Source organism: Pedobacter sp. 01N416 (genome assembly GCF_056399685.1).
The window spans coordinates 1-20921 of the sequence record NZ_JBFTRT010000222.1 but is presented as its reverse complement, the minus strand read 5'-3'; the positions used below and the strand labels follow the sequence as shown (position 1 = coordinate 20921).

19 protein-coding genes and 2 pseudogenes are annotated in these 20921 nt (G+C 37.5%); 12 read left to right on the top strand and 9 right to left on the bottom strand.

Translation table 11 applies throughout. From position 1 onward, the window contains the following. Positions 1–1244, top strand: a 1244-nt coding sequence (locus tag AC1DND_RS13800; RefSeq protein WP_477582382.1) for a DEAD/DEAH box helicase, incomplete at its 5' end; no start/stop codon positions are given. Between the two features lie 316 nt (positions 1245–1560). Here AC1DND_RS13800 and leuS read toward each other — a convergent pair. Both leuS and AC1DND_RS13790 read right to left on the bottom strand, forming a co-directional pair. Further along, positions 1561–4389 carry a leucine--tRNA ligase gene (gene leuS, locus AC1DND_RS13795; RefSeq protein ID WP_477582380.1) on the bottom strand — a complete coding sequence of 943 codons (2829 nt, stop codon included), beginning with the start codon at positions 4387–4389 and terminating at the stop codon, positions 1561–1563. Positions 4390–4771: 382 nt separating this feature from the next. Further along, positions 4772–5200, bottom strand: coding sequence for a lipocalin family protein (locus tag AC1DND_RS13790; protein WP_477582378.1), 429 nt, complete (start codon positions 5198–5200; stop codon positions 4772–4774). Positions 5201–5399: 199 nt separating this feature from the next. Here AC1DND_RS13790 and AC1DND_RS13785 point away from each other — a divergent pair. The 10 genes and pseudogenes from AC1DND_RS13785 to AC1DND_RS13740 all read left to right on the top strand — a co-directional run bounded on the left by AC1DND_RS13785 (position 5400) and on the right by AC1DND_RS13740 (position 15203). Continuing rightward, positions 5400–6172 (top strand): annotated as a pseudogene (locus tag AC1DND_RS13785) (cell division protein FtsX). Further along, on the top strand, positions 6172–6399 hold the full coding sequence (locus AC1DND_RS13780) for a DUF3098 domain-containing protein (protein WP_108198252.1): 228 nt from the start codon (positions 6172–6174) through the stop codon (positions 6397–6399). The pseudogene AC1DND_RS13785 and the gene AC1DND_RS13780 overlap by 1 nt, the downstream one beginning before the upstream one ends. A gap of 79 nt (positions 6400–6478) precedes the next feature. Further along, positions 6479–7273 (top strand): undecaprenyl-diphosphate phosphatase, encoded by a 795-nt coding sequence (locus AC1DND_RS13775; RefSeq protein ID WP_477582376.1) that lies wholly within the window; start codon positions 6479–6481, stop codon positions 7271–7273. Positions 7274–7299: 26 nt separating this feature from the next. Next, complete coding sequence (gene truB / locus AC1DND_RS13770; RefSeq protein ID WP_230149589.1) at positions 7300–8031, top strand: tRNA pseudouridine(55) synthase TruB; 732 nt, start codon at positions 7300–7302, stop codon at positions 8029–8031. Continuing rightward, entirely contained in the window at positions 8028–8888 is an 861-nt protein-coding gene (locus tag AC1DND_RS13765; RefSeq protein ID WP_477582374.1) for a YitT family protein, read from the top strand. Before truB ends, AC1DND_RS13765 begins: the two co-directional genes overlap by 4 nt. A gap of 180 nt (positions 8889–9068) precedes the next feature. Further along, positions 9069–9731, top strand: a pseudogene (gene ribF, locus AC1DND_RS13760) (bifunctional riboflavin kinase/FMN adenylyltransferase); the annotation flags it as partial. 533 nt (positions 9732–10264) lie between these two features. Beyond that, the gene (locus AC1DND_RS13755; protein WP_477582372.1) at positions 10265–12478 is read left to right on the top strand and encodes a monovalent cation:proton antiporter family protein; all 2214 of its coding nucleotides are present in this window, start codon (positions 10265–10267) and stop codon (positions 12476–12478) included. A gap of 123 nt (positions 12479–12601) precedes the next feature. Then, positions 12602–13636, top strand: a complete 1035-nt coding sequence (locus tag AC1DND_RS13750) for a DUF2157 domain-containing protein (protein ID WP_477582370.1) — start codon at positions 12602–12604, stop codon at positions 13634–13636. Positions 13637–13689: 53 nt separating this feature from the next. Beyond that, positions 13690–14775, top strand: a complete 1086-nt coding sequence (locus tag AC1DND_RS13745) for a PDDEXK nuclease domain-containing protein (RefSeq protein WP_477582368.1) — start codon at positions 13690–13692, stop codon at positions 14773–14775. 5 nt (positions 14776–14780) lie between these two features. After that, positions 14781–15203: a secondary thiamine-phosphate synthase enzyme YjbQ gene (locus tag AC1DND_RS13740; protein ID WP_057932242.1), complete on the top strand. Its 423-nt coding sequence runs from the start codon at positions 14781–14783 to the stop codon at positions 15201–15203. A 6-nt stretch (positions 15204–15209) separates the two neighbouring features. Here the strand turns inward: AC1DND_RS13740 and AC1DND_RS13735 are convergent, their stop codons facing one another. The 6 genes from AC1DND_RS13735 to AC1DND_RS13710 all read right to left on the bottom strand — a co-directional run bounded on the left by AC1DND_RS13735 (position 15210) and on the right by AC1DND_RS13710 (position 18945). Next, a complete protein-coding gene (locus AC1DND_RS13735) occupies positions 15210–16178 on the bottom strand; it encodes a YihY/virulence factor BrkB family protein (RefSeq protein ID WP_477582367.1) in 969 nt (322 codons plus the stop codon). Between the two features lie 159 nt (positions 16179–16337). Beyond that, positions 16338–17198: an alpha/beta hydrolase family protein gene (locus tag AC1DND_RS13730; RefSeq protein WP_477582365.1), complete on the bottom strand. Its 861-nt coding sequence runs from the start codon at positions 17196–17198 to the stop codon at positions 16338–16340. Between the two features lie 68 nt (positions 17199–17266). Continuing rightward, a complete protein-coding gene (locus AC1DND_RS13725; RefSeq protein WP_477582364.1) occupies positions 17267–17578 on the bottom strand; it encodes a DUF3887 domain-containing protein in 312 nt (103 codons plus the stop codon). 156 nt (positions 17579–17734) lie between these two features. Further along, on the bottom strand, positions 17735–18112 hold the full coding sequence (locus AC1DND_RS13720; protein WP_477582363.1) for a DoxX family protein: 378 nt from the start codon (positions 18110–18112) through the stop codon (positions 17735–17737). Beyond that, on the bottom strand, positions 18109–18528 hold the full coding sequence (locus AC1DND_RS13715) for a VOC family protein (RefSeq protein ID WP_477582361.1): 420 nt from the start codon (positions 18526–18528) through the stop codon (positions 18109–18111). Before AC1DND_RS13715 ends, AC1DND_RS13720 begins: the two co-directional genes overlap by 4 nt. Positions 18529–18534: 6 nt before the next feature. Next, positions 18535–18945 (bottom strand): transcriptional regulator, encoded by a 411-nt coding sequence (locus tag AC1DND_RS13710; protein WP_477582360.1) that lies wholly within the window; start codon positions 18943–18945, stop codon positions 18535–18537. A 144-nt stretch (positions 18946–19089) separates the two neighbouring features. Between AC1DND_RS13710 and AC1DND_RS13705 the strand changes: the two genes are divergently transcribed. Beyond that, a complete protein-coding gene (locus tag AC1DND_RS13705) occupies positions 19090–20076 on the top strand; it encodes a GlxA family transcriptional regulator (RefSeq protein WP_215125498.1) in 987 nt (328 codons plus the stop codon). A gap of 530 nt (positions 20077–20606) precedes the next feature. Here the strand turns inward: AC1DND_RS13705 and AC1DND_RS13700 are convergent. Further along, the coding region (locus AC1DND_RS13700) for a LiaF transmembrane domain-containing protein (RefSeq protein WP_477582359.1) at positions 20607–20921 on the bottom strand (315 nt) is incomplete at its 5' end.

Genomic DNA, 20921 nt, shown 5'->3' with positions numbered 1-20921 from the left:
GTTATACACAACCGACACCAATACAGGAGCAATCCATCCCAACGATATTAAAAGGTAAAGATTTATTAGGTTGCGCGCAAACCGGTACCGGAAAAACCGCCGCCTTTGCTATCCCGATGTTGCAGTTATTGCACGAAAAACACATCAATACCAAGGCAACCAAAAACATAAAGGCTTTAATTTTAACGCCGACACGCGAGCTTGCCATCCAGATTGAAGAAAGTTTCAAGGCTTACGGCCGTCATTTAAATTTACGCCATTTAGTAATTTTTGGTGGTGTAAATCAACACTCGCAGGTAGAAGCTTTAAGAAAAGGCGTTGATATTTTAGTTGCAACACCCGGCCGTTTATTAGATTTAATGAACCAGGGTTTCATCAATTTAAATACCATCGAATTGTTCGTATTGGATGAAGCCGACCGTATGCTCGATATGGGCTTTATTCACGATGTGAAAAGAGTGGTGGCTAAATTGCCTGCAAAACGCCAGACTTTATTTTTCTCTGCAACCATGCCAGATGAAATCCAGAAGTTGGCAAATACGATTTTATCTAGTCCGACAAAAGTAGAAGTTACCCCCATTTCTTCTACAGCAGAAACAATTGTTCAATCGGTTTATTTTGTAGACAAACCTGATAAAAAGAAATTATTGATCCACCTTCTTGAGGATAGAAAGATCGAAACTGCTTTGGTTTTTACCCGTACCAAACATGGTGCAGACCGTATTGTTAAGGATTTGGCACATGCTGGTGTTAAAGCTGCTGCCATTCACGGCAATAAATCGCAAAATGCCAGACAAAGGGCATTAACTGATTTTAAAGACCGTAAAATACGCGTTTTAGTAGCTACCGATATTGCTGCCCGTGGTATTGATATCGATCAGTTATCGCACGTTTTCAATTTCGAATTGCCGAATATTCCTGAATCTTATGTACACAGAATTGGCCGTACTGGCCGTGCTGGTGCAAACGGGATTGCCATTTCTTTCTGTGATGCAGAAGAAAACGAATACTTATTGGATATCCAGAAACTGATTAAAATTACGCTTCCGGTTGTTGATGATCATCCTTATCCATTAAGCTGGGAAAGTATGCTTGCTAAAAACCAGGTTAAACGTAAACCACAAGCCCAATCTAAAGGCGGTGGCGGCGCTAAAAAAGGTGCTGATGGCAATATGAGCGGTAAACCACGCAATGCCAGCAACAACAGAAGATTTGGCGGAAATAGAAAAAGAGGTGAAAGATAATCGCGGTCGTCATTCTGAACTTGTTTCAGAATCTTACTTACAAAATAGATGCTGAAATAAATTCAGCATGACGTATCTTATAAGTGATAACAAAAAACCCGGATTACGAAACGTAGTCCGGGTTTTGTTTTTTATCGCTTTAGTCTAATCTGATAATCAATAAATTAAAACGCCGCGTCCCTCCTAACTTGATTGGGAATCGCAATCCGATAGCTTTAAGATTCCCGCCTACGCGGGAATGACGGAACTTTTTATATTTCTAGCTTAGGCAAGCGCAAGAAAACCCTCTACCCTAAACCTTCCGCCTTATACCTCTTTACACTACCACATTAATAATCTTTCCTTTAACGAAAATGATCTTTTTAGTTGGTTTTCCATCCAGGAATTTCTGGAATTGCTCATCAGCCAATAAAATGCTTTCTACCTCTGGCTGAGCTAAAGTTAAGCTCAAATTCAGGTTCATTTTCATTTTACCGTTGATTGAAACCGGATAGGCAAACTCATCTTCTACCAAATACTCAGGTTTAAATGTCGGGAAAGCTGTATACGATAAAGTTCCGGCTTCATTACCTAGCAATACCCAAAGCTCTTCGCAGATATGTGGCGCATAAGGTGAAAGGATAATCACCATATCTTCCAAAATCTGACGGTTTTTGCATTTCAGATCGGTTAACTCGTTTACTGCAATCATGAAACTCGATACAGAAGTATTGAATGAGAAACGCTCGATATCATCCTGCACCTTTTTAATGATTTTATGTAGCGATTTTAATTCGGCTTTTGTAGGAACAGCATCGTTTACATGGAAAGCCCATTCTTCGTTGTGGAACAAGCGCCAGAATTTACGCAAGAACTTAAATACACCTTCAATACCATTCGTATTCCAAGGTTTACTCTGCTCTAACGGACCTAAGAACATTTCGTACATCCGCAAAGTATCAGCACCATAACGTTCAATCAAATCATCGGGATTAACCACGTTGAATTTTGATTTCGACATTTTCTCTACTTCGACACCACAGATGTATTTCCCGCCTTCAAGAATAAATTCTGCATTAGCATATTCTTCTCTCCAGGCTTTGAACTTAGCGATGTCTAAAGTATCATTTTCAACAATGTTCACATCAACGTGCAATGCTGAAGTTTTATATTCTTTTCTTAATCCAGCTGATACATAAGTGTTAGTAGGTTTTCCGTTCTCATCGTTAATGCGATATACAAAATTACTTCTACCCTGAATCATGCCCTGGTTAATCAGTTTTTTGAAAGGTTCTTCTTCTTTGGTATAACCTAAATCTTTCAAAAATTTATTCCAGAAACGGCTGTACAATAGGTGACCGGTTGCATGCTCAGAACCACCGATATACAAATCCACATCTTTCCAATATTCAACAGCTTCTTTTGAAGCAAAATCGTTATTGTTATTGGCATCCATATAACGGTACCAGTACCAGCTGCTTCCTGCCCAACCCGGCATGGTGCTTAACTCATAATGTCCACCATCTTTTGGAACCCAGTCTTCAGCCCTGGCCAAAGGTGGTTCTCCTGTTTCAGTTGGTAAATATTTATCAATTTCAGGAAGTAACAATGGTAATTCTTCTTCTTTTACCAAATAAGGCAATCCATCTTTAAAGTAAACCGGAATAGGCTCGCCCCAATAACGCTGGCGACCAAAAATCGCATCACGCTGACGGAAGTTTACTTTTGCTTTCCCTACTTTCTCTTCTTCCAACCAGTTATTTAAAAATGGAACAGCTTCTTTATATGTCATTCCGTTTATGAAACCTGAGTTGATGTATTTTCCTTCTTTAGTTGGATCTGCCTGAACATCTATATCTTTTTGTCCGTCCAAAATCTGGATAATTGGCAAATTAAAATGTGTGGCAAATAACCAATCGCGTTGATCGCCACTCGGAACGCCCATTACCGCGCCAGTTCCGTAACCTGCCAACACATAATCAGCAATCCATAACTGCACGCGTTCGCCACTTACAGGGTTAATTACATAGGTACCCGTAAAAGCACCAGACACCGTTTTGGTATCGGCCATACGGTCTAACTCTGATTTCTTTTTAGTTAAAGCGATGTAGTTTGCAATGTCCTCTTTTTGTTCAGGAGTAGTTAATTCTGCAACCCACTCATGCTCCGGAGCTAAAACCAGGTAAGAAACCCCAAAAATGGTATCTACACGGGTGGTAAAAACTTCTATATATTTTTCAGTTTTCAGTTTTGAGTTTTCAGTCTCTTCAACTGCCAACTGTGAATTGTCAACGGCAAACCTTACGGATGCTCCAACACTTTTACCGATCCAGTTACGTTGCATTTCTTTAATTGGTTCTGGCCAATCGATGGTATCCAAACCCTGCAAAAGTCTGTCAGAATAAGCTGTAATCCGCATGCTCCATTGCATCATTTTCTTTTGCTCAACAGGGAAACCGCCACGTTCCGAGAAGCCATCTTTAACCTCATCATTCGCCAAAACGGTTCCTAAAGCCGGGCACCAGTTTACAGTACTCTCGCGAAGATAAGTTAAACGGTATTTTAACAATTCAATCTGTTTTTCTTCATCGGTAAAGGTTGCCCAGTCGCTCGGCATAAATTCTTTAGTATCTTCATCACAAACTGCTTTAACATCAGCTGTACCAGAAGCATTAAATTTTTCGATCAACGTGGTAATATCTTCTGCCCTATCGTTTTCGATATTGTACCATGAATTGAACAACTGCATAAAAATCCACTGTGTCCATTTATAATAAGATGGCTCACTGGTGCGTACTTCTCTGCTCCAATCGAAAGAAAAACCAATTTGGTCTAACTGCCTGCGATAGGTTGCAATGTTTGCCTCGGTGGTAATGGCAGGGTGCTGTCCGGTTTGTATGGCGTACTGCTCTGCGGGTAATCCGAACGAATCGTATCCCATTGGATGCAATACATTGAAGCCTTTAAGGCGTTTATATCTTGAAAAAATATCTGATGCAATGTAACCCAGTGGGTGACCAACGTGCAGGCCTGCTCCTGATGGATAAGGAAACATATCTAACACATAATATTTTGGTTTTTCAGAATTGCTTTCGGCTTTAAACGTTTGATGATCTGCCCAAAATTTCTGCCACTTTTGCTCTATTTCTTTGAATTGGTAATCCATTGCAAGTTTTAAATTTTTAAAGGTGCGAAAATACGGAAATTAAGGGGCTTAAAAAAGCAGATTCATGATAATATTTTACCAGCAGAAATGCAGAATTAGAAGAAGTTAGGGGTAAAAACCTACACGTCTTTTGTGCACTTAGATATCATCTGATGCTTTATGCCAAAATAAATGTTTCGCTAAATATTTATCATAATAAACAATTTTAGCTCTATTACCCAACGAGATCGTCACCCTGTCCCGAAATTTCGGGATCAGGGCCTATCTTGCTTGGAAAGATGCTGAAATGAATTCAGCATGACGGCCCTAAGATTTAACACAAAAAAAAGCGCCATTGATGTTAAAAATCAATGGCGCAGCAAATAATCGGGGGATTAAGATCTTATCTTGATAAAAAATATACTTTAGTAACGTTTGTTTTATCAATTTTAGCAGTAAACTCTAATTTGTTTGCAGTAATACTGTTTACTTTACAATAATTCAATCCATCATTAATATCCATGCTGAACTGATCAGAATAAATGATTACATAAGTTCCGATTGTTCTGTTACCCGATAAACTCAGCTCTACCTGATCATCGTTATTTGATTTGTAGTCAACATAATCACTTGTTGTACCATAGGTAACAGTCCCATTAATCTTTTTTGGATCTTTCAATGTTTCTTCAGCAGTATAACCGGAAGTTACAATTTTATTTAACGTCCATCGGCCTAACATCTGGGCTTTTAAAGAAGTATCATCTTTTTTGCACGAAATAATTGTAGAGGCGATAAGTAAGAATAGGCTCAGAATAGTAATTTGTCTTTTCATAGTTAAATTTAGTTTTAAGATATCCATAATTAACGCCGTTTCAACAAATTTCGTACCGCGTTTTCACAAAAAGTAAATTTAATTAAAGAATTAATACTCAAACTAAAAGCAAAAGCTTTCCGTTAATATTCATTTAGCAATCATTAATTGGTGTTTATCAGGTATAATTTATATTTTCGCAGAAACAAAAATGAAATACATGGAAGAATTCGAAGTAAGTGATGCATCTAAGAAAACCAAAACCGTTTATATCTCCACTATAATCAGTATTGCTTTGGTTTTATTAATGCTGGGACTGCTTGGTTTGGTACTTGTACATGCCAAAAACCTGTCTAACTACGTTAAAGAAAACATCGTTTTAAACATTATTGTTGATGAAGGCGCAAAAGAAGCCGATGTTTTGGCCTTTCAGAAGGAATTAAATGGCTAACATCTACCTTCGATGTGTATTTAAAAGCAGAATATGCGAACAATAAAAGCATCGATGCCTTAAAAGCAAGTATTTCTAAAAACCCTGTAGTTAAAGAAGTGGTTTACCAAAGCTCTTTAATTGATATGGTAAACAAAAATATCAGCACCATTGGCTTAATTATTTTAGCCTTTGCCGCACTGCTATTAATCATTTCTATAGCACTGATTAACAACACAATAAGATTGGCAATCTACTCACAGCGTTTTTTAATTAAAAGTATGCAGCTGGTTGGTGCAACGAAAAACTTTATTCGACGTCCTTTCTTATTATATGCTGCTTTACATGGCTTAATTGCTGCATTTATTGCCATTATTATTTTATTGGCAACCTTAATTTATGCCCGCAAAGAGGTACCTGAGATTATTATTTTAAATAACTACCAGGAATTTGGCTTCGTATTTATAGGCCTTTTAATTGTGGGTATTTTTATAACAGGCATTAGTACATGGTTTGCAGTAAGCAGATATTTACGTTTAAAATCTTATCATCTTTATAGATAATGGCAGAAAAAAAAACAGGTCCGGTTGCAAAGGACGTTAAAAGCGAATTGGTTTTCACCAAAAAAAACTATCAGTTATTGTTAATCAGCATTGCAATTGTAGCAGTTGGCTTTATATTAATGATGGGTACTACTGGCGACATTTATGATTTCAGAAGGACTTTATTAGCACCGATAGTGGTGTTGGCGGGTTTTGCTTTTGGCATTTATGCTATCCTAAAAAAATAATTTTATCCTAAAGGATTATACTTGAAACGCTTAATTTATTGGTTAAGCGTTTTCTTTATTTCTTATCTTTTCTAAAAACATGAACTATTTTGAAGCCATTATTCTGGCAATTATTGAAGGTTTAACTGAATTTTTACCTGTATCGAGCACCGGACACATGGCCATAACATCCGCCCTGATGGGAATCGGTAAAGATGACTTTGTAAAGCTTTTTGAAGTTGCTATTCAATTAGGTGCAATCTTGGCTGTGGTGGTAATTTACTGGAAAAAATTCTTCAACTTTTCTGATTGGAAGTTTTATCTGAAATTAATTATTGCTGTTATACCTGCTTTGGTTTTTGGTTTTCTATTGAATGATTTTATTGATAATACTTTGGGCAATCCTATATTTATCTCTGCCGTTTTATTAATTGGAGGCGTAATACTCTTATTGGTTGATAAGTGGTTTAAAAACGCTACAATTGACAGTGAAAAAGAAATCACAAACGCAACTGCGTTAAAGATCGGTTTTTTCCAGGTGCTTGCTATAGCTTTCCCTGGCTTAAGTAGAAGTGCCGCGACAATTTTGGGCGGAATGAGTCAAAAATTAACAAAAAGTGCGGCTGCAGAATTCTCATTCTTTTTAGCCGTGCCCACAATGTGCGCAGCAACAGGATACAAGCTTTTAAAAGGCTATCATTTGTTAAATACAGAAAATATTAAGTTGTTATTAGTGGGTAATATTGTTGCTTTTATTGTTGCTATAATCGCTATAAAATCATTTATCGGCTTTTTAACCAAACACGGATTTAAAGTTTTCGGCTGGTACCGTATTGCTTTGGGAATTATCATATTAGCATTGTTCTTATCAGGATATCATATTGATATAAACTAATCCGTATCTTTGCGCAAAAAAGATTTGTGAGTACCGAAAATTCAAAATTTAAAGACTTCAATTTTGCTGAAGGCGAATTGCTCTTAATTAATAAACCATACAAATGGACTTCGTTTGATGTAGTGGGCAAAATCCGTAATTCTTTAAAACCGCTAAAACTAAAGGTTGGTCATGCCGGCACTTTAGACCCCCTTGCTACAGGCTTGCTAATCATCTGTACAGGCAAATTAACTAAGCAGATAGACACTTTCCAGGCAGAAGAGAAAGAATATACAGGCACCATGATTTTGGGTGCTACAACCCCGTCATTCGATATGGAGACCGAGGTAGATCAAACTTTCGACATCAGTAACATCACCGAAGAAGATATATACGCTGCCTGTACACCATTTATTGGCGATATAGAACAATATCCACCAGCACATTCTGCTGTTAAGGTAAATGGAGAGCGTTTATACGTAAAAGCAAGGCTGGGTGAAGAGGTTGAGCTACGTAAACGTTTTGTAAGCGTTCCAGCGTTTGAAATAACACGCATCGAACTGCCAGAGATCGATTTTAGAATTGTATGCAGTAAAGGCACATACATCCGTTCATTAATATCCGATTTTGGTAAAACTTTAAACAGTGGCGCTTATCTTTCCAAACTTACACGTACCCGGAGCGGAAACTTTTTGCTTAAAGATGCGTTTGAGGTATTAGAACTTGTTAATTATATTCGTAGCAAGAAAGAAGAAGCTAAAACTGCAGCAGAGGCATGAACCGCATCAAAAACAGAAACATCAGGTTTATAAAAGAAATTCTTTTAATTATTGCAGGTGTAACTTCGGCATGTTTTGGCTTAAAAAGCTTTTTAATGCCCAGTCATTTTATTGATGGTGGTGTTACGGGTATTTCTCTTTTGCTAAGCACCTTAACTGGCTGGAATTTATCGTACCTTATTGTAATTATCAACATTCCCTTTGTAATTTTAGGTTATAGGCAGATTGGTAAAGGCTTTGCCCTTAAAACCGCTATTGCCATTGCTGCGCTCTCGTTGGCCTTAATTTTTCTTCCCTTTCAGCCCATTACCCACGATAAATTGCTCATCGCATTTTTCGGCGGGTTATTTTTAGGCGGTGGGATTGGATTGGCCATGCGCGGTGGCTGTGTTATCGACGGAACAGAGGTTTTAGCGCTTTACATCAGTAAAAACAGCATTTTAACCGTTGGAAATATCATCCTGATTTTAAATATCATTATTTTCGCCTTCGCAGCTTATTTCTTAAATATCGAAACTGCGCTATATGCTATTCTAACGTATCTATCGGCATCAAGCACGATCGATTTCATTGTAAATGGCATAGAACAATACACCGGTGTTACCATTATTTCTGAGCACCWGGAAGACATAAAAGCATTCATCATTAACGAAATGAAACGCGGAGTGACCATTTATAAAGGTGAAGGTGGTTATGGAGAAAAGAAAGATATCGATATTATTTTCACTGTGGTTACCAAACTAGAAATGAGCAAATTACAAACCGCTATTCGCCAGATCGATCCGGATGCATTTGTGATACAACAACAGATTGCCGATTTAAAAGGCGGGGTCGTAAAACGCCATGCTTTACATTAATAAATAATAGAAATTGGGCATGCCCCTAAGCTGTGCAAAGGGTCGGGCTGTACGCTAAATCCCCGATGAAACCTGTAAAACAAGCAAGCATGCCACAAAATAATAAACAACAATGCTTAAATCGGGGGATACCGCTTCCATCCCTCATGCAAAACCCACACCGATAAAATAGATTTACCATTGAAAATATATCATAACCTTTCGGATTTTAAAAAATTAGATAATGCCATTGTAACCATTGGCACTTTTGATGGCGTGCATTTCGGACACCAAAAAATCATTAAACAACTGGTAGAAAAGGCAAAATCCGACAACGGAGAAAGTGTAATATTAACTTYTTTCCCACACCCTAGAATGATTATAGATCCTGAAAACCAGGAGCTAAAAATGATTAATACCATTAATGAAAAAGCCGAAATTTTAAAAGGTTTAGGTGTAGATCATTTAATCATCACGCCATTTACCAGAGATTTCTCCAATCAGCTGCCTGAGGATTATATAAAAAACACGTTGGTAAATAACATTGGTACCAAGCATATTATTATTGGTTACGACCACCGCTTTGGTAAAGATCGTTCGGGCAACCTAAACGATTTAAAAGCTGCTGGCCTACATTATGGTTTTAGTGTGGAGGAAATTATGGAGCAGGATATTCATGATGTTGCAGTAAGCTCTACCAAAATCCGTCAGGCGCTCTTAGCGGGCGACGTAAGCTTGGCCAACGATTATCTGGGTTATCCGTTTTCTATTTTTGGAAGGGTAATCAAAGGCGATAAAATCGGAAGAACAATAGGTTTCCCAACAGCTAATATCTTTGTAGAAGAAACTTATAAACTGATTCCCTTATTTTGAATCTGTAAGTTAACAGATTTAAATCAGATTTTGCTTTCAAAAAAGCCTCATTTTCGTTATATTAGCGGCAATGAGGCTTTTTTACATCATCTTTTTTCTGTCTATATCCATTAATTTTGCGGCCTTCGCATCGCAGGAAAAAAGAAATGATGTACCATTAAAAAACACCAAAATAAGTTTCATTTCAAGCAAAAAAAATATCAAATCCAATTCTGATTTTAATCAGGATAGTGAAAGTTTGCAAAAAGATTTCATTAACAGTCCAATTATAAAAATATCATCCAGTGCGTTTGTACTGATCACTTTTTTGCTGTTTCTTTTTTTCAAGAACAAAACCATCAATACAAAAGTTGTAATCAGGAGATTAAAATATAATTATTGGTGCCTGTTTAAGATGCTCTACCCAAAACATGTTTTTTGGTAAGTAATTTCATTTTTAACCACAAATGTGGGGTTTTCAATAAAATGCCGAGTAACAATACTCGGAAATAAATTATTTAATCATCAATACCCATTTTTTATAGATGCATTTACCCGATTTAATTGCCGATTTAGGATTAATCCTTGCTGCTGCAGGGATAACCACCCTCATATTTAAACGAATTAAACAACCGTTGGTTTTAGGTTATATACTGGCCGGCCTGTTGGTTGGCTCACATTTAGATTTTTTCCCTTCAGTTACCGATACAAAAAGCATCAATATTTGGGGCGAAATAGGCGTAATTTTCCTTTTATTCAGTTTAGGTTTAGAATTCAGTTTTAAAAAACTGGTTAAAGTTGGCGGTTCTGCCTCCATCACGGCGATCGTGAAAGTGCTTTTTATCATTCTGGCGGGCTACTTGGTAGGTAAAGCAATGGGCTGGAAAGACATGGATAGTTTATTCCTTGGGGGTATCTTGTCCATCTCATCAACAATGATTACCATTAAGGCTTTCGAAGAACTTGGTTTAAAACATAAAAAGTTCGCAGGCCTGGTTTTTGGCGTTTTAATTGTTGAAGATCTGGTGGCCATCTTGTTATTGGTACTATTCTCTACCCTGGCGGTTAGTCAGCAATCGGCAGGTACAGAAATGCTGTATTCCATTTTAAAACTGGCTTTTTTCCTAGTACTTTGGTTCTTGGGCGGAATATTCCTGGTTCCTTCATTTCTTAAAGCAACCAAGAAATTAATGAACGACGAAACCATGTTGGTGGTATCTTTAGCGTTATGTTTGGTAATGGTATTACTGGCCGATAAGGTGGGCTTCTCTCCTGCCTTGGGGGCATTTATTATGGGATCCATTTTGGCAGAAACCACACAGGCAGAAAGAATCGAACATTTAACCAAATCAGTAAAGGATTTATTCGCAGCGGTATTTTTTGTTTCGGTCGGTATGCTGATCGACCCTTCAATGCTGGTTAAGTACGCTGTACCAATTATCGTTGCTACGTTAGTGATTATTTTAGGGAAAATTATATTTACCATTTTAGGGGCGTTATTATCTGGTCAGCCGTTAAAAACTTCGGTACAATCGGGCATGAGTTTGGCGCAGATTGGTGAATTTTCATTCATCATTGCCTCATTAGGCTTAACCCTTAAAGTAACAAGCGATTTCCTTTATCCTATTGCGGTAGCGGCAGCAGCGATCACTACATTTACTACGCCATATCTGATTAAACTATCTGAACCTTTTTACCGGTACTTGAACCGTGTTTTACCTAAAAAATGGTTAGATGGGATCGAAAGATACAGCTCCAGTACCGAAGGAATTACAACATTAAGCGATTGGAAGGTTTTATTGAGGTCTTATATTTTTAATACCATTATCCACTCCGTGATTATTATTGCGATCATCTTTTTAGCCTACAGGTACGTTCAGCCTTTTATTGTGAACAATATTTCCAATAGTTTAACTTCTATTATTATCAGCGTAGTGGTTTCCTTCATTTTAATGTCGCCATTTTTATGGGCGTTATCTATCCGAAGGATCCAGCGAACAGCCTATTCCCACCTTTGGCTGAACAAAAAATATACCCGGGGGCCGTTAATCGCAATCGAGTTTTTCAGAATTGCCTTAGGCATTTTCTTTGTAGGTTTTTTAATGTATGAGTTTTTTGATACCTGGATTGCCGCTGTAATCGCATTAGTCCTGATTATCTTAGGTATGGTCATCTTCTCCAGGAAACTGCAGTCTTTTTACGATAAACTGGAAAGACGTTTCATGTTGAATTTAAATGCACGTGAGCATCAAAAACCTAACATTTTACCCTGGGATACTCACTTAACTGAAATCACTGTTTCCCCTGAATCGGAAGTAGTTGGAAAAACACTTACCGAATTAATGATCAGGGAAAAATATGGCGTTAACATTGCTTTAATAGAACGTGGAAGAAATAACATTCCAACACCGGGAAGAGATGAGCGGCTTTATCCAAACGATAAACTGCTATTAATTGGTGCTGATGATCAATTGGCTGCTGTTAAAGTACTTTTAGAAGTTGATGCGCCGGAAACAGCTGAAGAAAATAATTTCCCGAATAAAGAAATGACCTTACAAAAGGTAGTTGTTCATGCCGAATCGCCTGTTTATGGATTAAGTATTAGAAATGCAGGTATCCGCGAAAAAGCACAGGCATTAATTGTTGGCATAGAAAGGGGTACTGATCGGATATTGAATCCTTCCTCAGACTTTGTATTCGATAACGGCGATGTAATTTGGATTGTTGGGAACAATAAGAAAATAAAAGAGGTTATTTAGTTAGTCCCGAGTCATAAGTCCGAAGTCAGGAGTCTAGATGCATAGATAGTATGTTTTTTCACTTTCGGACCTCCGACTTCTGACTTCCGACCAAAAAAACTATCTTCGTATATAACCTAACCTATGAAAGTTGATAGAGAAAAGAGTGAGTTTCTTGATGATATGATTGAGCAATGGCAAAGTGATGGCTTAATTAATGATGAAACAGGCGATAAACTCCGTAAAAGTTATGAAGCCAAAAACTTCGATTGGTTACGCCTGGCACAGTATGCTTTTTGGGTAGCCTTGGCTTGCGGTTTTATTGCACTTGGATCGCTCCTCATTGATAATTCGATCTTGAACTATTTAAAACGGGTTTACAATACACCAAACATCGTAATTGCTATTGTTTCTGGCGGATTGGCAGCATGGCTTTATATTTTAGGTTTTAAGCGAAAAAAGAAACTGGCCCATTTAAAGTTTAGTAATGAAGCTATCGTTTTCTCAGCAATTTTACTTACCGCAAATGCCATTGCTTATTTCGGGAAGGCACTAGACAATGGATCTGGCAATTTCTCCATCCTTATCCTAATATCAGTTTTCATTTATGGTGCTTTAGGTTATATATTCAATTCGCGTTTAATCTGGATTTTTGCTTTGATATCTTTAGGTGCCTGGTTTGGTACTGAAACAGGTTATTTAAGCCGTTGGAATTATTACTTCCTTGGCATGAATTATCCTTTGCGCTTTGTAGTTTTTGGCGCTGCATTAACCGCAGCGTCGTTTATTATGAAAGCTTTCCCCAAAACACACAACTTCTTTCAGGTTACTTATATCGCAGGAATGGTTTATTTGTTTGTCTCGCTTTGGGCCTTATCCGTATTCGGCAATTTTGCCAGTTTAGAAGAATGGTACAAGGTTAGACAGCTAAGCCTATTTTATTGGGCATTAATTTCAGGAGCTATCTGTGTAGCAAGTACGCTCTTTGGTTTAAAATACCGTGATGACATTGCCCGCGAGTTCGGCATTACTTTTCTCTTTATTAATCTTTATACACGCTATTTCGAATACTTCTGGGACAGTTGGCATAAAGCTTTATTCTTTTCGGTACTGGCGGCCTCTTTTTGGCTGATCGGCAGAAAAGCAGAGAAAATATGGAATGTAGAGTTTTTGAAGTAAAAGTTAACACCAGTTTAAAGTAAAAAAATCATTCTCTCAATCTATAAGATAAAATGCAAGTTAAAAAGCAAAATTTATATACAAAGATTATTGAACTGCTTAACCAAGCGAGGCAAAATGTAGCACAAACCATTAACAATACAATGGCTACTGCTTACTTCGAAATTGGCAGAATGATTGTTGAAGAAGAGCAACACGGGAAAGAAAGAGCAGAATATGGTAAACAAATTTTAAATGAACTTTCTGAAAAATTAGGTACTGAATTTGGCAAAGGTTTTTCGAAAAGAAATTTAGAACAAATGCGCCAGTTTTATTTAACTTATTCAATTGCGCAGACAGTGTCTGCGCAATTGGGAAAAGATCAGACAGCCCTTGACGAATTCAAAAATGAAGAAATTGCCGATACAGTATCCCGTAAATCTATAAATCAGCAGACACTGTCTCCGCAATTCAAACTTACATGGTCTCACTACCTTAAGTTAATCAGAATAACCGATGTAAACGAACGTAATTTTTACGAAATAGAAGCAATAAAAAATAATTGGAGTTTACGCGAGTTGCAGCGCCAATATGATTCAGCATTATATACACGTTTAGCAATAAGCAAAAACAAGGAAGAAATACGATCACTTGGCCAGAAAGGACAAATAATCGAAAAAAATAAGGATTTAATAAAAGACCCCTACGTACTGGAATTTCTAGGTATACCCGAAAAAAGCTTTTATTCAGAAAATGACTTAGAGCAAAAATTAATCGATAAACTCGAACATTTCTTATTAGAATTAGGCAATGGCTTTACCTTTGTAGCCCGTCAAAAAAGAATAACTTTCGAAGAAAAACATTTCAAAATAGATTTAGTTTTCTATAACCGTATCTTAAAGTGTTTTGTACTTATTGATTTAAAAATCGGAGAACTAAAACATCAAGATATTGGTCAGATGCAGATGTATGTGAACTATTTCGATAGAGAAGTAAAACTTGAGGATGAAAACAAAACGATCGGTATTATCCTTTGTCAAGATAAAAGTGAATCTGTTGTAAGATATACACTTCCAGAAAACAATGAACAAATTTTCGCAAGTAAGTATTTAACTGTTTTACCTAGCGAAAAGGATTTCATTAAAATCATTGAGAATTAATTCAAATGAAAATATACCAACAAGCCTTAGCACTTAGAGAACGAAGAAGAGGTTTCCATATCATTACTGATGAGGTTGAGGATGCCCTGCCTCAAATTGACGAAATTAACATTGGCATTTGCCAGGTTTTTATACAGCATACTTCTGCTTCACTTACCATCAACGAAAATGCAGATCCTACGGTTAGGGTTGATTTTGAAATGTTCTTTAATAAAACTGTAAAAGAAAATGATCCCGATTATGAGCATGACTATGAAGGATCGGACGACATGCCTGCCCACTTAAAATCGGCACTTTTGGGCAGTTCAGTAACCATTCCGATTAGAAACGGCAGATTAGCGCTTGGTACCTGGCAGGGCATTTATCTTTGCGAGCACCGCAACCATGGCGGCCAAAGAAGATTAATCGTTACAGCTTGGGGCGAATAAATAATTTTAAACTTTCTTAACTTCTTTTTTAATTTCGGGATGATTATCCTGAATGGATTTACTTCCTGTTTCTATCTCAATTTCTTTTGTGGTAACGGCATAATGAGAAGGGTAAATTTCAGATCCAAAAGCAACTGCATAAGCTTTGGTAAATTCGGCACCAAAATATAAAATGATGGAAGAATAATAAGTCCATAAAAGTACAACTACCAATGAACCTGTTGCGCCATAAGTACTCCCAACATCGCTCTGCCCTATATAAAGTGAAATGGCAAATTTACCGATCATAAATAGTAAAGCGGTAACTATTGCACCAGCAATTACATCATGCCATTTTATAATTGCATCTGGCAATACCTTAAATATTACGCCGAATATTAATGAAATAACAGCCAAGGTTACAATYTGATTAAGGATGTAAAATACGATAACAGATATTTCGGCAAAGCGGGCTTGCAAGCGATCACTAAAGGCATCGAGTACAGATGTAACCGCTAGCGAAACCAGCAGTACAAAACCTAAACTGATAATTACAGAAAATGATAGAAAACGATTTTGCAACAGCTTCACCCATCCTCTTTTCGGCTTCGGTTTTAAACCCCATATGGTATTAATAGAATCCTGAATATCGCCAAAAACGGTAGTTGCCCCAATTAATAGGGTGATGATACCGATAATTAAAGCAATGGTGCTTTTCCCATCCAGATAAGCATTCTTGATCAACTGCTGTAAGGAAACGGCCGATTCTCTACCTAAAAATCCCTCAAGCTGGGCATAAACCTGTCCTTCGGCTATTTCTCTCCCTAAAAATATACCGCACAAAGAAATAATAACCACGAGCAGTGGCGCCATGGAAAACACCGTATAATAGGCTAATGAGCCACTAAGTTTCGTTACTTTATGATCATTAAATCCTGTAAACGATGCTTTTAAAATGCCCCATATTCCTTTTAAAGTGATTTTATTCTTTGCCATAACAAACGATTTAAGATGAGATGCTCTAAACTTAAACCGCTCATATTTTGAATTGTTTGTTAATTAATGAGGCGAATACAAGATGTAAAGAAACCAAATGCACAAAAAAAGCTCCGAATTTGGTCGGAGCTTTTTCTTTATCGATTAGACGATTTTATATTATTTGGCCTTAATCCATGAAGCAATATCGTTAACTAAAGTTTCAGACACGCTTACCGCTGCTTGATACTGGGCCATTGTACCCTTTTCGGTTTGAGAACTTAACAGGTGGTTTAAGTCTGGGTAAAATTTAAGAACCACATTTTTCTTTTTACTTAAGGCAGCATTCCATAAATCAAAATCTACTTTGCCCACCTGAAAATCATTACCGCCCTGCAATACGTATATTTTAGGTTTCGAAAGGCTTTTTGCTACAGCAACCTGATTGTAGGTATTTAAATCTGTCCAATATTTTGCAGGCAGTCCTAAAATTAAAGAATCAGGTTTTATGGTAGTTCCCAACTGCGAAATTCTGCTTTTATCAATTTCCACATAAGCATCTGCCAGTTGTTTTTTAAAGGCAGCTGTTGTATCGTTAGCCTGATCGAACATATACTTATTCTGATCAACAATAATATCTGTTAGTTTTCTGGCAGGTGTTGCTGCCAAAATAATTCCTGCTAAATCAGGTGTAATGGTGGCCATTTTAGGTGCCAGCATTCCGCCTAAACTATGGCCAAATACATAAACAGCTTTAGGATTAGCGCCAACAACAGTTTTTGCGAGTGCAATAGCTGCAGTTGCATCATCCAGCACTTCTTCTTTTACTGTAAATGCTTTATTAAATTCATTCGGATAGATTAAGGTCCGTTTTACATAACGAACAGAAGCAATGCCTTTGGAGGCTAAACCGCCAGCTAAATCTTTAAAGGGTTTATTCGCACCAACTGATTCATCCATATCTGCCGGACCAGAGCCATGTACAAAAACCACAATAGGGAAATTTTTGGCATTTTTTGGCGTGGTGACAATGGCTGCCAACTGTTTTCCTGCCGGCCCAATATATACCGATTTTTCTTTGTATAAACTGGTATCAACATAAGTTGGTTTTAAATAAGCGGCCGCTTTTCGAGACGGCGCGAGGAAGATTCCGACGATTTTCTGTGAGCTTTACTTTGAACGGCATCTAACGATTCTGCCTTTCCATATTTTGTTCCAATATCTCCCCAAAGTTTCTTTAAACTTTCTTCCGTTAACTTCGTTTTTAAAGTATCATCAAAGAAAGCGTGGGCATCTTTAAACTTCTCTTCCTGCAACAGTTTAAAAAAGTCGTTTGCACCGTTGAACAGCTGGATCACATTTTGAGAAAATGCTGTAGTTGTAAATAATAAAGCAATTATAAATAAAAGGCTTTTTTTCATCCGTGTTTTGTTTTAATGGTAATGATTCTTCATGATTAATCCTTTTCTGGATCTAAAAAATCATGATGGTTCATGTATTGTGTTTGGTTGTTTACAATACCCAAAGTTAACAATATTTGGTTCTGAAAAGCCGCAACCTAAACTAGCCGTTTAGTTTTAACTAATTTTAACATTTGATGCCAGTTTCTTCCACAAAATGTATGGGATAAACATAATTACCAGGGCAATAAGTGGAGGGATTAAAAGCGATATGCCATCGCCAACAAATGCCCTGGAGGCAAAGGCACCAATAAAATTAATGGCAAAACCTGCATAGGCCCATTCTTTAATGACAAAAAATTTATTTTGGAGGATGGATGCCGCCCCAAGCAGTTTTGCAATACCAACAATGATGAGCAGATACATCGGATAACCGAGGTGTTTAAATACTTCTTTACCTGCTTCCTGTTGAGTAATCCCTCCAACGCCATCCATAATCATCATTAATGCGAAAATAATGGTGGCAATCCAATACCATGTTTTTAACTTCTTCATATGTATCTGTTTTTATCGTAATTTATTAACCAATTATTCCCAAAGCGATCTGTTAAATCGCCAAAAAGTGCGCCCCAAAATGTTTCCTGTAGCGGATGGGATGCCTTCCCTCCTGTTGAAAGTTTACGGTAAAAAGCCCGGGCCTCTTCTTCCGAATTACAATTCAGCATCATAGCAATCGAATTCCCCTTAACTAATCCGCGTTCTTCTACCATATCTGTTGCCATAATCACCAAATCATCTTTAGCCAAAACAGCATGCATAATACTCCGCTTCATAATATTGGGCATTTTATCAACAATAAGCGATTCTCCAATGGTTTCGAAGGTCAATTCTCCTCCCAAACAACCCTGATAGAATGTCATTGCTTCGCGGCAGTTGCCGTTAAAAGTGAGATATGAATTTATACTTGCCAATTGATTTTATTTTTTGATGCCTACCATTAAGCGCACATCTGTTTCGTTAATATACATTTCGAGGCAATAGCCGTTTGGATCAATGTTGGATTGATTGAGCAATTTTTCGAAGCTCTTCCCAATCTGGCTAACATCTTTCATAAAATCGGGAACCACTTCACTAATAAATGTTCCTTTCTTTATGGTAAAGGCTTCGACATCAAATTTCTCAGCTTCGCCATCTGTTATTTCTTCAACGGCAGCCTTATAAATAATCTCCCGTTTTTCGTTAGGCCTGCTTATTCCAAAATACCTGCGTTGCTTATCAAGTGGAAACAGGGCATGAAGTTTTTGATGTGCCGCCAAAACTCCGTTTGGGAAAGATTCGGCAGTAATGCACATTACCTTAATATCCTCATTTAAAATATACTCTTCCATTGTCATTATCGGCATTACCGCTTTAAAGATTCAACTGTAAACGATTAACAACACAAACATACGGGCAGAAATTAACAAGCTAAATATGTAGAAGCGACAATTGCGGGGGTTGTTTACGACAATTAGCCTCGTTATATTTGGATTATGAAACATGTATCTATCTTAATTCCAGAGACTGCCGTGATTGAAGCCATTGCAGATCCCCGCTATCTATTTACCGCTGTTAACGAGTTTTTACAGGCATCGGGCAAACTCCCGCTTTTTAAAGTTGAGCTTATAGGGATGACGAAAGAGGTGAGGTTGAACAATAGCCTTTTTTCTGTGCACGCCGATAAACTGTTGCATGAGGTTGAGCATACCGATCTTATATTTGTACCAGCCATTAGCGGCAATATAGGTTATGCGATGGAAGCTAACCAGGAGCTACTACCCTGGATTATAAAACATCATGCTAAAGGTGCAGAAGTAGCTTCGCTCTGTATGGGTGCATTTTTACTGGCTGCAACCGGCTTGTTAGATGGGAGGAAATGTTCTACGCATTGGCTGTTTGCCAACCAGTTTAGAGAGATGTTTCCTGAAGTAGAGCTGGTTGATGGTAGTATTATTACCGATGCTCAGGGTTTATACTCTAGCGGTGGTGCAAACTCTTACTGGAACTTACTTTTATACCTGGTTGAAAAACATACGGATAGAGATACCGCCATTTTAGCGGCAAAATACTTCGCTATTGATATCGATCGCGAGAGTCAGCTGGCTTTTATGATGTTTCAAGGGCAGAAGGGACATGAAGATGCGAAGATTAAAAAAGCGCAGGAATTTATTGATGGCAATTACCAGGATCGGATTACGGTAGATCAACTGGCCGATATGCTGGCGTTGGGTAGAAGAAGTTTTGAGCGGAGATTTAAAAGTGCGACCAAAAATACAGTAATCGAATACATTCAAAGGGTTAAGATTGAGGCTGCCAAGCGGAGTTTCGAATCGAGCAGGAAAAACATAACTGAGGTGATGTTTGATGTGGGTTATACAGACACAAAATCGTTTAGAGATGTTTTCAAAAAAATTACCGGCTTAACACCGATTGAGTACCGGAACAAATACCATAAAGCCGTACCTGTTTTACAGGTTTAACTCATTTATAGGGAAAAAATAAAAAAAATTTAAGCTGCACACAATATATTCTATTTACAGCGTTTATGTATGTGAGAGCGTTAATTTAGATGACGGGGATACTGCCTAAGGGTGGAATCCCCGTTTCTTTTTTGTTTGTTATCCTGAGGGATAATTTATTGTATAAAAATCAATACGAATGACAGGAGATTCTTTTTTCCAGTAATAGGGTGCGAGGAATCGTCATTGCGAGAAGGCTTTTTCAGCCGGCGAAGCAATCTTACAACGATCGCTATTAGCGTACGCTTTAAGATTCCCGCCTACGCGGGAATGACGATCATTCTATTGGAGTCTATCGATAGTAGCGAAGTCGAAGGTCTCTTGATCAGATTTCTCCGTTCCGCTTCACTTCATCCGATAGCTATCGGATCGAAATGATGGTAAAGTAGCTAAATAATCTATCATACATTTTAGACACATTTATTTCAAATAAAAAAAGGGGCATTGTTAAAAAATGTCCCTTTTTAAGATATATGATGGAGTTAAGAATTTTAGCTTTCTTTATCAGTAAAATCAACTGGTTTCTTTTCAAAATACTGATCGAAGTTTTGCACTTTTTTAGGTTTTAGAATTACATACAATCCTAATCCAATTAGTATTAAAGCCGTACTGATTCTTGACAGATCGAAATCAAAAATGGTTATCGCTTTAAGGGTGAATAAACCACCTATTATAGTTAAGGCTAACCAGCTGCTGCCCTGGAAGTTTTTGCGGTAACCCATCCACAAACCTACGCCTAACATGATGGTGTGCCATTTCAATATCCAGTATGGAACATCTATACCAGAATTTCTTAACAAGAACAC

Excerpts from the sequence above, each read along its gene's own strand:
- leuS (WP_477582380.1), bottom strand. The coding sequence starts at position 4,389 with ATGGATTACCAATTCAAAGAAATAGAGCAAAAGTGGCAGAAATTTTGG.
- AC1DND_RS13790 (WP_477582378.1), bottom strand. The coding sequence starts at position 5,200 with ATGAAAAGACAAATTACTATTCTGAGCCTATTCTTACTTATCGCCTCT.
- AC1DND_RS13780 (WP_108198252.1), top strand. The coding sequence starts at position 6,172 with ATGGCAGAAAAAAAAACAGGTCCGGTTGCAAAGGACGTTAAAAGCGAA.
- AC1DND_RS13775 (WP_477582376.1), top strand. The coding sequence starts at position 6,479 with ATGAACTATTTTGAAGCCATTATTCTGGCAATTATTGAAGGTTTAACT.
- AC1DND_RS13755 (WP_477582372.1), top strand. The coding sequence starts at position 10,265 with ATGCATTTACCCGATTTAATTGCCGATTTAGGATTAATCCTTGCTGCT.
- AC1DND_RS13750 (WP_477582370.1), top strand. The coding sequence starts at position 12,602 with ATGAAAGTTGATAGAGAAAAGAGTGAGTTTCTTGATGATATGATTGAG.
- AC1DND_RS13745 (WP_477582368.1), top strand. The coding sequence starts at position 13,690 with ATGCAAGTTAAAAAGCAAAATTTATATACAAAGATTATTGAACTGCTT.
- AC1DND_RS13740 (WP_057932242.1), top strand. The coding sequence starts at position 14,781 with ATGAAAATATACCAACAAGCCTTAGCACTTAGAGAACGAAGAAGAGGT.
- AC1DND_RS13725 (WP_477582364.1), bottom strand. The coding sequence starts at position 17,578 with ATGAAAAAAAGCCTTTTATTTATAATTGCTTTATTATTTACAACTACA.
- AC1DND_RS13720 (WP_477582363.1), bottom strand. The coding sequence starts at position 18,112 with ATGAAGAAGTTAAAAACATGGTATTGGATTGCCACCATTATTTTCGCA.
- AC1DND_RS13710 (WP_477582360.1), bottom strand. The coding sequence starts at position 18,945 with ATGGAAGAGTATATTTTAAATGAGGATATTAAGGTAATGTGCATTACT.
- AC1DND_RS13705 (WP_215125498.1), top strand. The coding sequence starts at position 19,090 with ATGAAACATGTATCTATCTTAATTCCAGAGACTGCCGTGATTGAAGCC.